This window comes from Hydrogenophaga sp. ZJX-1 (assembly GCF_048590325.1).
GTDB lineage: Bacteria > Pseudomonadota > Gammaproteobacteria > Burkholderiales > Burkholderiaceae_C > Hydrogenophaga.
Window position 1 is genome coordinate 553,758 of sequence record NZ_JBMBRA010000001.1, and the last position, 12,519, is coordinate 566,276.

8 protein-coding genes are annotated in these 12,519 nt (G+C 66.3%); 3 read left to right on the forward strand and 5 right to left on the reverse strand.

The window, feature by feature from the left end; translation table 11 throughout:
- Position 1: 1 nt before the first annotated feature.
- The 5 genes from ACN5W5_RS02790 to ACN5W5_RS02810 all read right to left on the reverse strand — a co-directional run bounded on the left by ACN5W5_RS02790 (position 2) and on the right by ACN5W5_RS02810 (position 5,506).
- Positions 2-781 carry a glycosyltransferase family 2 protein gene (locus ACN5W5_RS02790; RefSeq protein WP_420047069.1) on the reverse strand — a complete coding sequence of 260 codons (780 nt, stop codon included), beginning with the start codon at positions 779-781 and terminating at the stop codon, positions 2-4.
- Complete coding sequence (locus tag ACN5W5_RS02795; RefSeq protein ID WP_420047070.1) at positions 774-1,550, reverse strand: lysophospholipid acyltransferase family protein; 777 nt, start codon at positions 1,548-1,550, stop codon at positions 774-776. The genes ACN5W5_RS02790 and ACN5W5_RS02795 overlap by 8 nt, the downstream gene beginning before the upstream one ends.
- The gene (locus ACN5W5_RS02800) at positions 1,543-2,409 is read right to left on the reverse strand and encodes a MipA/OmpV family protein (protein ID WP_420047071.1); all 867 of its coding nucleotides are present in this window, start codon (positions 2,407-2,409) and stop codon (positions 1,543-1,545) included. Before ACN5W5_RS02800 ends, ACN5W5_RS02795 begins: the two co-directional genes overlap by 8 nt.
- Complete coding sequence (locus tag ACN5W5_RS02805; protein ID WP_420047072.1) at positions 2,406-3,740, reverse strand: NAD(P)/FAD-dependent oxidoreductase; 1,335 nt, start codon at positions 3,738-3,740, stop codon at positions 2,406-2,408. The genes ACN5W5_RS02800 and ACN5W5_RS02805 overlap by 4 nt, the downstream gene beginning before the upstream one ends.
- Positions 3,741-3,868: 128 nt before the next feature.
- Entirely contained in the window at positions 3,869-5,506 is a 1,638-nt protein-coding gene (locus ACN5W5_RS02810; protein WP_420047073.1) for an NAD(P)/FAD-dependent oxidoreductase, read from the reverse strand.
- A gap of 195 nt (positions 5,507-5,701) precedes the next feature.
- Here ACN5W5_RS02810 and ACN5W5_RS02815 point away from each other — a divergent pair, with 195 nt between their 5' ends.
- The 3 genes from ACN5W5_RS02815 (at position 5,702) to ACN5W5_RS02825 (ending at position 12,405) form a co-directional block, all read left to right on the forward strand.
- The gene (locus ACN5W5_RS02815) at positions 5,702-6,442 is read left to right on the forward strand and encodes a hypothetical protein (protein WP_420047074.1); all 741 of its coding nucleotides are present in this window, start codon (positions 5,702-5,704) and stop codon (positions 6,440-6,442) included.
- Between the two features lie 48 nt (positions 6,443-6,490).
- Positions 6,491-10,057 carry a DNA polymerase III subunit alpha gene (dnaE, locus tag ACN5W5_RS02820; RefSeq protein ID WP_420047075.1) on the forward strand — a complete coding sequence of 1,189 codons (3,567 nt, stop codon included), beginning with the start codon at positions 6,491-6,493 and terminating at the stop codon, positions 10,055-10,057.
- A gap of 113 nt (positions 10,058-10,170) precedes the next feature.
- On the forward strand, positions 10,171-12,405 hold the full coding sequence (locus ACN5W5_RS02825) for an ATP-binding protein (protein ID WP_420047076.1): 2,235 nt from the start codon (positions 10,171-10,173) through the stop codon (positions 12,403-12,405).
- Positions 12,406-12,519 lie beyond the last annotated feature (114 nt).

Here is a 12,519-nt window from a genome sequence, read left to right on the forward strand (position 1 = left end):
GTCAGTCTCCGGAGGCACGCAGACGGCGCCAGATCAGCGATGGCAGGCGCACCACAAAGCCCAGAAAGAGGCGGGTGTGCATCCAGGTGAGCAGGGTGTTGTCGCGCAGGTATTTGAAATGCGAGACGCCGCCTTCTTCGGCGCTGAGGTAGCGCACGGGCGCGTCGATGTTGATCGGCCGCACGCCGGCCCAGCACAGCCGCACCACCGCTTCCGGATCAAAGTCGAAACGCCGCATGAAGGGGTTGGCCTGCATGATCCGGGCCAGCGGCGCGATGGGGTAGACGCGAAAACCGTAAAGCGAGTCGCCGATGCCCATCCACAGCGTCTCCAGGTTCGCCCAGCCGTTGGACACCTTGCGGCCGTTGACGCGCAGGGCAGGGGCCTCGGGGCCGAACACCGGCTTGCCCAGCACCATGGCCTGGGGTGCCTTCAGCGACGCGGCCATGAAGGTGGGGATCAGGTCCGCCGGGTGCTGGCCATCGGAGTCCATGGTGAGCGCGTGCGTGAAGCCGGCCTGGGCGGCCCGGTTGATGCCTTCGAGCACGGCCGAGCCTTTGCCGCGGTTTTCCGGCAGCACAATGATGCACAGGCCCGGGTCGCCTTGCGCCAGGGCCTGCAGGCTGCCGTCGGTGCCGTCGGTGCTGCCGTCCACCACCACCCAGACGGGCGTCCATTGCGCGCGCGCCTGGCGCACCGTTTCCAGCACCTGCGGTCCGGGGTTGTAGCTGGGGATCAGGACCAGATGGGTGGTCGATGGGGTGGGCGTGGTCTCAGGCATGGGTGGCGGTTGGCACGGGGGGCGTCAATTCTTGCCGGAAGTAGGCTTCCAGGGTCTGGGTAAAGGCCGAGTGGTCGATCGGCGCATCGAACCGGCGACCGAGGCGGGCGCGGCAGTGCAGCGGTAGCGTGGGCTTGCGGAACAGGGGCCAGGCCTTGCCGAGGTAGGGGGTCGAAAACTCCAGGAACACGGTCTGCACCGGGGCACCCGAGCGCCGGGCAATCAGTCCCAGCGTCGGGGTCAGCGGGTCCAGCGGAAAGGCCTTGGTGCGTGTGCCTTCGGGGAAGATCAGCACCTGCGCGCCGGTCTGTAGCGTTTCCCGGCTTTGCTGCACGATCTGCAGCATGCCGTCGTTGCGGATGTAGCGCGCCAGCCGCGCTGCCGACCCGAACAAGGGATGCAGCATCAGGGCCGCTTTCATGACGCAGACCACGTCGGGCAGCCGCGAGACGATCAGCACCGCGTCGAGCAGGGAGGGGTGGTTGGCGGCGATGATCAGCGGCCCCTGGTCGCGCAGCGTGTCCAGTTCGCTCAGGTCAAAACGGCACGAGCACAAGCCGCTGAGCAGGCGCAGGTAGAAGTGGAAACCCCCCATGATGACGCGGCGGCCGAGGCGCTGGCCGACCTTGCGCGGCAGCAGCGGGTGCAGCAGCATGGCGAACGGCAGCCAGGCCAGGCACAGCGCGGCCAGGCTGCCCAGCCCGATGAGCATGGCGACATGCTCATACAGCGTCCACAGCGGACCGTTCGGCGGGTGGCGCTCACTCATCAACCAGGACGCGCGTCGTCGATTCGCCGAGGATCCAGGACACCGCCACACCCGCGGCGACGTAGTTCCGGGTGCGCACCAGGGGGCTGTCCACGAAGCGTGCTCCGTTCAGGTTGTCGTAGCGCAGGAAGGCACCGACCCAGTGTTTGGGGTAGCGCTTGGACACGCCCACGATGGCCTGCATGCCCGCGAACCCGCCACCGGCCGCGTAGGCAGGGCGATCCGCGGTGGCGTAGGCCGCGTCGACGCCATAGAAGTAGCCGTGCTGTTTGCGGTCGCCGAACAGGGGGCCGAGCTGCAGCCCCAGGTTCCAGCCCGGAAAGGCGGTCAGGTCGCTGATGTCCAGGTTGAGCTTGGGGTGCAGCACCCAGCCCAGGCTTCGGGACTGTTTCTCCAGCGTGAAAGCGGCGCGCAGCGGCAGCAGCAGCTTGAGCTCGCGGTTGCGATCGTCCGTGCGCCACAGGGTCAGGTTCAGTTGCGGTCCGAGTTCGAAGTTGGCCTTCAGGTCCGGCATGCCCGCGCGCGCGCGGATGTCGTCGCTGGAGGCGGGCGGCGAGAGCGCGGCCGAGACGGTCAGCTCCGCGCGGTCCGAGTCGAACAATTGCGCACGCACGCCGTCGCGATCGGCCTTCAGGAACTCGCCGCGGTAGACGAAGTAGGGCGTGGGGAGGAGAAAGTTGTGGCGCTGGTCCGACCCCCGGTAGGCGGGGAAGCTGACCGAGGCCACGCCGATGCCGGCTTCCCACAACGGCTTTTCTTCGGCGGCCTGAGCGGTCTGGCCTGCGCTGTACAGCAGCAAGGCACAGGCGGCGACCTGCCGGAAGGCCGGCGCTGCCGGGCGGCTGTGGGGGAATTTCATGCGTTGTACAGGGCGGGGTCGTCCACCTTGCGGATGTTGAATCGGCGACGCTGCCAGGCCATGAACGCGCGTTTGGGCTGCAGGATGTTGGCGGTGTAGTACATCGCCTTGAAAACGAGGATCGAGCGCCAGATCGGCGTCTTGCCGAACACGTCGCCCGCGAGCACGGACAAAATCGCTTCCTTGACCCGCAGCACGTTCCGGGGGCCCATCAGGAAGTCGCGCATGATGGGGTTGGTGACCCGGTATATGAACCATGAGAACTCCCGAGGCCCGTGGCGCATGACGCGGTCAAAACGTTTGAGTGCTGCACCGGCCCGCTGGGGTTCACGCAGGCAGGTGTCGACGGTGTCGGCGCCCACCACGGCGCTGTGCATGGCGAGCCAGACCCCGGATGAGAACACCGGGTCGATGAACGCGTAGGCATCACCCAGCATCAGGTAGCTGGGGCCGTGGTTGCTCTGCGAGACGTAGGAGAAATTGCCGGTGGCCTCCGCGGGGCTGACCTGGCGGGCTTCCTTGAGGCGTTCGACGAGCGGTTCGCAGGTCGCGATGTTGTCCATCATGAACTGCTGCAGGCTGCGCTGCCCGCGCGTCTTCATGTGGTACGGCCAGGTCACCATGCCGATGCTGGTGGTGCCGTTGGTGAGGGGGATGAACCAGAACCAGCCGTGGGCAAACCAGAAGATGGTGATGTTGCCCTCGTCGGCACCTTCGCGCCGTTGTGCGCCGTCAAAGTGCGCGTACACGGCCGAGCTGTTGTGATGCGGGTTGCGCTGCTTGATCTTGAAGCGGTTGGCGAGGAAGGTGTCGCGCCCCGAGGCGTCGATCACGAAGCGCGCGCGCCATTGCATCTCCTGGCCATCGTCGCAGCGCGCCGTGATGTCGGCGCCGCCTTCGGCCAGGAAATCCACCTTCGTGACCTTGACGCCTTCGTGCACCTCGGCGCCCTTGCCGGCGGCGTGGCGGAACAGGATGTCGTCAAAGTCCGCGCGCCGGACCTGGTAGGCGCTGGGCATGGACTTGTCCCAGGCATCGGCAAAATGAAACGTCTGTGTGCAATCGTGATCGGGCGACACGAACTCGGCGCCGGGCTTGTGCATGCCGATCGCCTTGATCTGGTCGGCGATGCCCATCTTTTCGAACAGCGGCAGGTTGGCCGGCAGCAAGGATTCGCCGATGTGGAAGCGGGGATGGTGGGCTTTTTCAAGCACCACCACGTGGTGCCCCTTTTCGGCCAGCAAGCTGGCCACGGTCGAGCCGGCGGGGCCGCCGCCGATCACGAGCACGTCGCAGGTGGGGCCTGGTTCCCCCTGGGCCTTTGGATTCATGGGATGAGACTTTGAAATGCCGACGGGCGGACAGCGTTGATGGGCGGCTGGAAGCCCCGAATGATAGTCTTTCCGCCCTGGCGAACAGCGGGCGGCGGGTCAACCGCGATGAGGCGGGATCCGGAGCTTCAGAAGACGGTTTCGGGCAGCAGGCGGGCGCTGTTCGACAACGATCCCGCGTCAGCGGTCGCCGGCATCAAGGCGGTCAGTTCGCCGGCCAGGAGGTCCGGATGGTCGGTCCGGGCCCGCAGGATGATCTCGCCAGCCAGCTGTTTCAGGCGGACGTGGGATTCGCGGATGCGCGCCAGGAAGCCTTCGGTGTCCAGATCGTCGTTCAGGCTGCGGTTGAGTTCCGCGAACCAGGGTATCTCGGCCTGGTCGAGCATCACCGCCGGGTTGCGTTTCTGGCTCACCAGCGACCACTGGCGCAGGAACGCCTGCACCAGCACGTTGATCTGCTGGCACTCGGCCAGTTCGCTGCGCAAAGCGGCGAGCGATGAGAGGTCGGTCAGGCGCTGGTGGAAGAAGAACTGGGCCAGCACGCCCCAGTAATAGGTGTAGTCCCAGATCACCTTGACCGGCAGCACCTCCGGGTCACCAAACAGCGGGTACTGGTCCTGGTACAGCACCATGGTGCTGTCATAGAACGAATGGAACAGCTGGTCAAAAATCTGCGCGCGCGCCCCCAGCCGTTCGCCGCGCCGGTCCATGGCGATCAGCTCGGTGACGTAGGTGTTGCTGATGGCGATGAAGTCGCTGCCCGGCGAGTAGAACGGGTCGAGGAACAGGCCGGCTTCGCCGGTGAGGGCCCAGCGGTCGGCCGAAAAAACCTGTTTGCAGCCGTAGGAGAAGCGCTTGAAGAAGGCGAAGTCCTGCAGCAGGTCCCGCTTGGGGTCCAGTTCGTCGAACAGCAGGGGCTGGTACTGCGCCAGCCAGGTCATGGCCTTGTCGAACGTGTCCATGGTGGCGAGGGGGTGGATCGCCGGGTCGGCCACGATGCCGACCGAGTGCGAACCGGACGACAGCGGGATGAGCCAGACCCAGTATCCGGCGCCCACCAGGTGGTTGGTCGAGAGCCAGCGCGCCTGGGGGTCGCAGCGCTCGCGCCAGGCGGTGTTGTCGCTCCAGCCGTCGATGTGGATGCGGTCCTTGATGCGGAACCAGACCGCGTGGGCGGGGTGCTCGTTGGTCTGGGCGAGGTTCAGCTTGCGTTTGAGCAGGCCCGCGCGGCCGCAGGCGTCCACCACCCAGCGCGCGTTGACGGTGTGCTGTGCACCCTGGTGTTCGTACACCACCTGGTGGGTGGCAGGGGAATCCGGTTCGCCGTTGGTCAGTTCGACCTGCCGCACCATGGCGGTTTCGACAAAACGGATGCCCCGTTCCTGGGCTTCGATCGCGAGGAAGTTCTCGAATATGCCGCGATCGATCTGGTAACTGGGCACCGAGAGGTGGCGGCTGGCCCCGATCTCGGTGACCTGGTCGATGTCGCGCCGACCTTCGGAGAAAAAGAAGCGGAAGCCAAACTTGCGCAACTGCCGTTCCCTGAGGTGTTCGCCGAGGCCGAGCACCTTGTCGAAATAGTGCGCGCCGATCTCGACGGACGATTCACCAATCTTGTGGATGGCTTCGGGAACCGGATGGGCGCGTCGCTCCAGCACCAGGATGTCGATGTCCGGTTCGCGCCGTTTCAATTGCATGGCCAGCGTGAGCCCGGCCAGACCGCCACCGAGGATGACGACGTCGTGATGCGGTGGTGAGTTTCCCATCACAGGAGTATCGCCTCAAAGGGTGATCGATTCTGCGGCGGCGCTTTGGCAGGCCGAGCAGGGGACTCGTTAAAATCGAAGCTCCATCCATCCGGGCTTGTCGCGGTGCCTCCAATAGCCGCCCCGACACCCGCACGGTGCGCCCAGGCTGCCGGGACGCGCCCCTCCACCCCACGACCGAACGTCCCCCTCCCGATGTCATCCCATCCGTCCGATTCCGTTGAAGTCCTGTTGCCCGACGTGGTGGCCAGTGGGACCGGGCCTGTGCGCCCAGCGAAGGGCGACTCGTCGATGGTGTGGAACTGGGTTCGAGGTATCGGCGTGGCCCTGCTGACCGTGGTCTGGGCGGTGACGGCGCACTACACGAGCACGGGCAACGAGTCGTCCGGCTGGGGCGCAGCCCTGGCGCTGACGCCGATGAGCGTGGCGCTGGCGCTGGGGCTGTGGCGTCTGCCCTCGCGCTGGCTGGGGGCATTGGCCGGGGCCGCGGTGCTGGCTGGGCTGGTCGTGTCGTGGCCGTTCCTCAGGGGCCAGGTGGCGCTGCTCTACTACGTGGAGCATCTGGGCGTCTATCTTTTGCTGTCGGTTTTTTTCGGGCGCACCCTGAGGGGCCCGGACGAGTCGCTGGTGACCCAGATGGCGCGGCGCGTGCACGGCGGCGTGCTCTCGCCCGCGCAGGCCGCCTACACCCGCCAGGTCACCCTGGCCTGGTGCATTTTCTTTGCCGGCATGGCGCTGATTTCCACGCTGCTGTTCCTGTTCGCGCCGGTGGCGGCCTGGTCCCTCTTTGCCAACCTGCTGGGTGGACCGTTGATCGCGCTGATGTTCGTGGGTGAATACCTCTGGCGCCGCCACGCCTTGCCCGAAGAGACGCCCGCCACCATGGCCGACGCGGTGCGCGCCTGGAAGGCCCAGCGTTCGGACAAAGCGCCTTGAAGGGCTTTGAGCTTCGCCCGCAGACCCACACCGAGACAAGTTAAACCGATGTTCATCCACCTTCGCCTGCACACCGAGTTCTCCGTCGTTGACGGCACCAACCGCATCGATGACGTGGTGGCCGCTGCGGCCGCCGATGGCCAGCCCGCGCTGGCCATCACCGACCTGAGCAACCTGTTTGGCGCGGTGAAGTTCTACAAGGCCGCCCGTGGCGAGGGCGTGAAGCCGCTGCTGGGTGCCGAAGTGATGCTGCAGGGCTTCACCGAAGAAACGCCCAATGCCATGCCCGGCAGCCACCAGCCTGCCGCGCCGCGCGTGATCCTGCTGGTGCAGGACAAACAGGGCTACCTGAACCTGAGCGAGCTGCTGGCGCGCGCGTGGACGCGCAGCGACGGCCGGGGCGGTGCGCTGGTGCAGCGCGAATGGCTGGAAGAACTCAACGGCGGTCTGCTGATGCTCTCGGGCGCACAGGCCGGACCGGTCGGACAGGCGCTGATCCAGGGCGATGCGAACCGCGCCGCCGACGTGGCGCTGAAGCTCGCCGGCCTGTTCACCCACCGCTTCTACATCGAACTGCAGCGGGCCGGCCGTGTGGACGACGAGCGCCATGTGACGGCCGCTGTGCAGCTCGCAGCCCGGCTGCACCTGCCGGTGGTGGCCACGCACCCGGTGCAGTTCCTGGAGCCCGACGACTACGAGGCGCACGAGGCGCGCGTCTGCATTTCCGACGGCGAGATCCTGGGCAACAACCGGCGCGTGCGCCGCTTCACGCGCGAGCAATATTTCAAGAGCGCCGCGCAGATGGAAGCGCTGTTCGCCGACATCCCGAGCGCTGTGGCCAACACGCTGGAGATCGCCAAACGTTGCAGCCTCACGCTGGTGCTGGGCAAGCCGCAGTTGCCGAACTTCCCGATCCCGCCGGTCAACGGCGTGGTGATGTCGGTGGAGGACTATTTCCGCCATGTCTCGTACGAAGGGCTGGAAGGGCGCCTGCGCCATCTTTTTCCGAACGAGGTCAAACGCGAAGAAGTGCGTGCGCGCTACGTGGAGCGGCTGGAGTTCGAGCTCAACACCATCCTGAAGATGGGCTTCCCGGGCTACTTCCTGATCGTGTCGGACTTCATCAAGTGGGCGAAAGAAAACGGCTGCCCGGTGGGGCCGGGCCGGGGTTCCGGCGCCGGCTCGCTGGTGGCCTACGCGCTGCTCATCACCGACCTCGACCCGCTGCAGTACAACCTGCTGTTCGAGCGCTTCCTGAACCCGGAACGCGTTTCGATGCCCGACTTCGACATCGACTTCTGCCAGTCGAACCGCGACCGCGTGATCGATTACGTGAAGGACCGCTACGGCAAGGACGCCGTGAGCCAGATCGCCACCTTCGGCACCATGGCCGCGCGCGCGGCGATCCGCGATGTGGGGCGCGTGCTCGATTTTTCCTACGGTTTTTGCGACGGCATCTCCAAGCTGATCCCCAACAAGCCGGGCATGTCGGTCACGCTGCAGTACCCGCCCAGCCCCAAGGTGGAGGGCGACAAGAACAACTACGCGATCGAGATGGAGCCGGTGCTGGCCGAGCGCATCCAGAAGGAAGACGACGTCAAGACCCTGATCGAGCTGGCACAAAAACTCGAAGGCATGACGCGCAACATCGGCATGCACGCCGGCGGTGTGCTGATCGCGCCGGGCAAGCTGACCGACTTCTGCCCGCTCTACATGCAGCCGGGCAGCGACTCGGCCGTGAGCCAGTACGACAAGGACGACGTGGAGGCCATCGGCCTGGTGAAGTTTGACTTCTTGGGTCTGGCCACGCTGACCATCCTGGAGATCGCGCGCGAGTTCATCATGAAGCGCCACAAGGGGCAGGAGAACTTTCGCTTCGAAGACATTCCGCTGGACGACCAGCGGGTCTATGCGCTCTTCTCCCGCGGCCAGACCGAAGCCGTGTTCCAGTTTGAAAGCCGCGGCATGCAGGGCATGCTGAAAGACGCCAAGCCCAGCCGGCTGGAAGACCTGATCGCCCTGAACGCGCTCTACCGCCCGGGCCCGATGGACCTGATCCCCAGCTTCGTGGCGCGCAAGCACGGGCGCGAGGTGATCGAATACCCGCACCCGCTGGTGGCCGAGATGCTCTCCGAGACCTACGGCATCATGGTCTACCAGGAGCAGGTGATGCAGACCGCGCAGATCCTGGGCGGTTATTCGCTCGGCGGCGCCGACATGCTGCGCCGCGCGATGGGCAAGAAGAAGGCCGAGGAGATGGCCGAACACCGCGCCATCTTCCGCGCCGGTGCGGCGAAGAACGGCATCTCCCAGGAAAAGGCCGACGAGGTTTTCGACCTGATGGAGAAGTTCGCGGGCTACGGCTTCAACAAGTCGCACGCCGCCGCCTACTCGCTGCTGGCGTACCACACCGGCTGGCTCAAGGTGCACTACACCGCCGAGTTCTTCTGCGCCAACATGACGGTGGAAATGGACGACACCGACAAGCTCAAGGTGTTGTGGGAAGACGCGAAGAAGATGGGCATCAGCTTCGAGGCGCCCGATGTGAACCGCGGGTTCCACCGCTTCGAGCCCATCACCGACAAGTCCATCCGCTACGGCCTGGGCGCCATCAAGGGCACGGGCCAGCAGGCGATCGACGCCATCGTGGCGGCGCGTGAAGGCCGCGGCGAAGGCCCCAATGGCGCGGAGACCGGCCCGTTCAAGAGCCTGTTCGATTTCTGTCGCCGTGTGGACCGCCAGCGCCTGAACAAGCGCACGGTGGAAGCGCTCATCAAGGCCGGTGCCTTCGACTCGCTGCACCTTAACCGCGCCGAGGTGCTGGCTTCGGTGGAGGTGGCGTTCGACTTCGCTGCGGCCTGCGTGGCCAACGCCAACCAGGGCGGCCTGTTCGACATGATGGGCGAAGACGACCACGGATCCAGCACGCAGGAGCCCGACCTGGTGTCCACCACGCCCTGGGGCGTGAAAGAGCAGCTGACGCTGGAGAAGACCGCCCTCGGTTTCTATTTCTCCGGCCACCTGTTCGACGAGGTGCAGCGCGAGGTGCGGCGTTTTGCGCGCACCGAGCTGGGTGACGTGAAAGAGAGCCGCGACCCGGTGATCCTGGCCGGCATCGTGACCGACTTCCGGATCATCAACGGACAACGCGGCAAGCTCGCGCTGTTCAAGATCGATGACAAGACGGCGGTGCTGGAAGTCAGCGCCGACGAGAACCTGATCAACCTGCACCGCAACACGCTGAAGGACGACGAGCTCATCGTCGTGCAGGCCGTGGCCCAGCCCGACCGCTTCTCGGGTGGCTTGCGGCTGAAGATCCAGCAGATCTGGGACCTGGCCGCGGCGCGCTGCCGCTTCGGCAAGTTCCTGCGCGTGGCGGTGAACGGCACGGCGCCCGCCGTGGCCACGCTGGTGCGCGAATTTCCGCCCAAGCGCGAGCTCACCGACCAGGGCGAGCGGGTGCGCGGGCTGCCGGTGCGGCTGGCGCTGCAGCGCGCGGGCGCGCAGTGTGAACTGCAGCTGGACGACCGGGCGCTGTTCTTCCCGACCGATGCGGCACTGGCGAGCTGGATGGCCCAGGCGCACGAGCGGCGAGCCGAAATCGTGTTCGATTGACCCTGGATTCGCGTGCGGAGGTGGCAAAGGGTGGTCATTCTGCGCAGCCCGTCACGCCCGCACCGGGTTTGTCGCTTCAGTTGCCGTCAACGGCGTCGATGATTCGGATAGCCATGAAACTGCAACACAAAGCTTGGGCGCTGGTCCTGATCGTCGTCGGACTGTGCGCTTCGAGCGCCATGCTCGGAGCGCGCTACTTCGTCGGGGATTCTTTCAGACAACTGGAAGCCGATCGTGCCGCGCGTGAGGGCGAGCGTGCCCGTCGCGTGCTCAACCAGCAGGTCCAGGCCCTCGCGGCCACGGCGCGCGATTACGCCTACTGGGTCGATACGGTGGACTATGTGGGTGGGCGCAAGCCTGCGTACATGTCGGAGAACTTCGATCTGGACAACATGGGTTACCTGCGGATTTCAGAGGTGCTCATCTTCGACGGGGCCGGCCGATCGGTTGCCACCGTAGCCCGCACGGGTGGCGAGGAACTGGCCCGGGTGGCTCCTGGTCGCGTGGCAGCGCTGCGCGAACTGGCGCATCCCATCCTGGCGGGAACCGATGCCAAAGCGGCGTTGCAGACCATGCGCGTGCAAGAAGGTCGGCTGGAGTTCGTGATCGCGGTCGCCATTCACCACCCCGATCGACCCCAGCAGGGGCCTAGTGGCGCCATGGTCATGGTGCGCCATTTCGACGAAGGCGAGCTCGCGCAGTTTGCCGACGTGCTGATGACGCCGGTCCGGCTGGCGCTGGGTAAACCCGAGCACGCTGGCGAGGACATTCACCTGGTTCCAGTCGACGACGCGCACGACGAACTGCATGCCGCGCTGCACGATCACCAGGGCCGCACGGTGGCCGAACTGGTGTTGAGCCTGGACCGACGGCTGCAGCAACAAGGCCACGTGCTCACCTGGCAAGGCATGGGCCTGGCTGCTTTGGCGGGGCTGCTGGCCAGCGCATTGCTGGTGCTGCTGCTGGACCGCCTGATGGTGCAGCGTCTGCTGCGCCTGCACGCCGAACTGAAGGGCATCACCGAACAAGGGCCCAGCGCCTCGGGGCAGGTGCGTGTGCAAGGGAACGACGAACTGGCCCAGCTGGCGAATGGGGTCAACGGACTGCTGCTGCGCGTGCGGCAGGACGCCGAGGCGCAGCGCAGCGCCCATGAACGCCAGGAAGCACTGCAGATACAGCTGATGCAGAGCCAGAAAACCGAGGCGCTGGGTCGCCTCACCGGGGGCATCGCCCACGATTTCAACAACTCGCTGGCCGCGATCACCGGCTGGGTCAGGCTGGCGGTCGAGGATTTGCCGGACACCCGGCACCCCAGCCACGAAGCCCTGCAACAGGCCCTGAAGGCGACGCGCTATGCCGATGGCCTGATGCGCCAGCTGCTGGCCTTTGGCCGCCAGACCCCGCCCAAGCTGCGGCGCCTGCATTGGACCAACCTGATCGAGGAAACCCGGCAGATGGTGGGTTCGGGCCTGACGCGCGATTGTGAACTGGTGGTGGATTACCGGGTGGACGACGACGAGGTCGATGCCGACCCCACGCAGCTGCAGCAGGTGCTGGTGAACCTGTTGATCAACGCCGCTGACGCCATGCAGGGCAAGGGCCGTATCGAACTCACGCTGGATGCCCTGGAGCTGCCGCTGCCCCCAGCGCAGGACGTGCCGCCTGGCGCAGCCGGGCTGGTGCCCGGTCACTACCTGGTGCTGACCGTGCGCGACCACGGCGCTGGCGTGGCACCCGAGCACCTGGACCGGGTGTTCGAACCGTTTTTCACCACCAAGGCCAAGGGGCGCGGCACCGGGCTGGGCCTGTCGGTGGCACAGGGCATCGTGGTGCGCCACCACGGCGGTCTCGGGCTGCGCAACGAACCCGACGGGGGCGCCTGCTTCCATCTCTACCTGCCCGCCAGCCGGCGCGACGCGGCGGTTGATCCGGTCACCGTGCCCGGCGGGGGGACCGGTCTGGGACGCCAGCTCCTGTTTGTGGACGACGACCAGCTGGTGCGGCACGCCTGGAGCGCGCTGCTGGAGCGCAAGGGCTGGAACGTGACCCGCTCGCGCGACGGGGAAGAAGGCTGGGCGCAGTTCGTGCAGACCGGCAAGCGCTGGGATGTGGTGCTGACCGATCAGTCCATGCCGCGGCTCGACGGCGTGGGGCTGGCGCAGCGCATCCGCGCCACCAACTCACCCCCACCCATCGTGCTGATGAGCGGACATGTGAACGAGATCGCACCCGAGCTGGTGAGTTCGCTGTTTGCCGCCGTGCTGCACAAGCCGGTGGATGCGGCCGAACTCCAGCGCGTGCTGCAGGACGTGCTCGCGGGCGTCGGAGCCACGCCAGCCGCTGACTGAGCGGGTCCGCTTCGCCCAGTCCGTCCGGGTTTTGCGCGCGCCAGCAAGGTTTGCATGGCGGCTTTCCCGACCAATGGAAGAATGGCTTCCAGAGCCGCCTCATAAGGCGGTCAG

Excerpts from the sequence above, each read along its gene's own strand:
- ACN5W5_RS02790 (WP_420047069.1), bottom strand. The coding sequence starts at position 781 with ATGCCTGAGACCACGCCCACCCCATCGACCACCCATCTGGTCCTGATC.
- ACN5W5_RS02795 (WP_420047070.1), bottom strand. The coding sequence starts at position 1,550 with ATGAGTGAGCGCCACCCGCCGAACGGTCCGCTGTGGACGCTGTATGAG.
- ACN5W5_RS02800 (WP_420047071.1), bottom strand. The coding sequence starts at position 2,409 with ATGAAATTCCCCCACAGCCGCCCGGCAGCGCCGGCCTTCCGGCAGGTC.
- ACN5W5_RS02805 (WP_420047072.1), bottom strand. The coding sequence starts at position 3,740 with ATGAATCCAAAGGCCCAGGGGGAACCAGGCCCCACCTGCGACGTGCTC.
- ACN5W5_RS02810 (WP_420047073.1), bottom strand. The coding sequence starts at position 5,506 with ATGGGAAACTCACCACCGCATCACGACGTCGTCATCCTCGGTGGCGGT.
- ACN5W5_RS02815 (WP_420047074.1), top strand. The coding sequence starts at position 5,702 with ATGTCATCCCATCCGTCCGATTCCGTTGAAGTCCTGTTGCCCGACGTG.
- dnaE (WP_420047075.1), top strand. The coding sequence starts at position 6,491 with ATGTTCATCCACCTTCGCCTGCACACCGAGTTCTCCGTCGTTGACGGC.
- ACN5W5_RS02825 (WP_420047076.1), top strand. The coding sequence starts at position 10,171 with ATGAAACTGCAACACAAAGCTTGGGCGCTGGTCCTGATCGTCGTCGGA.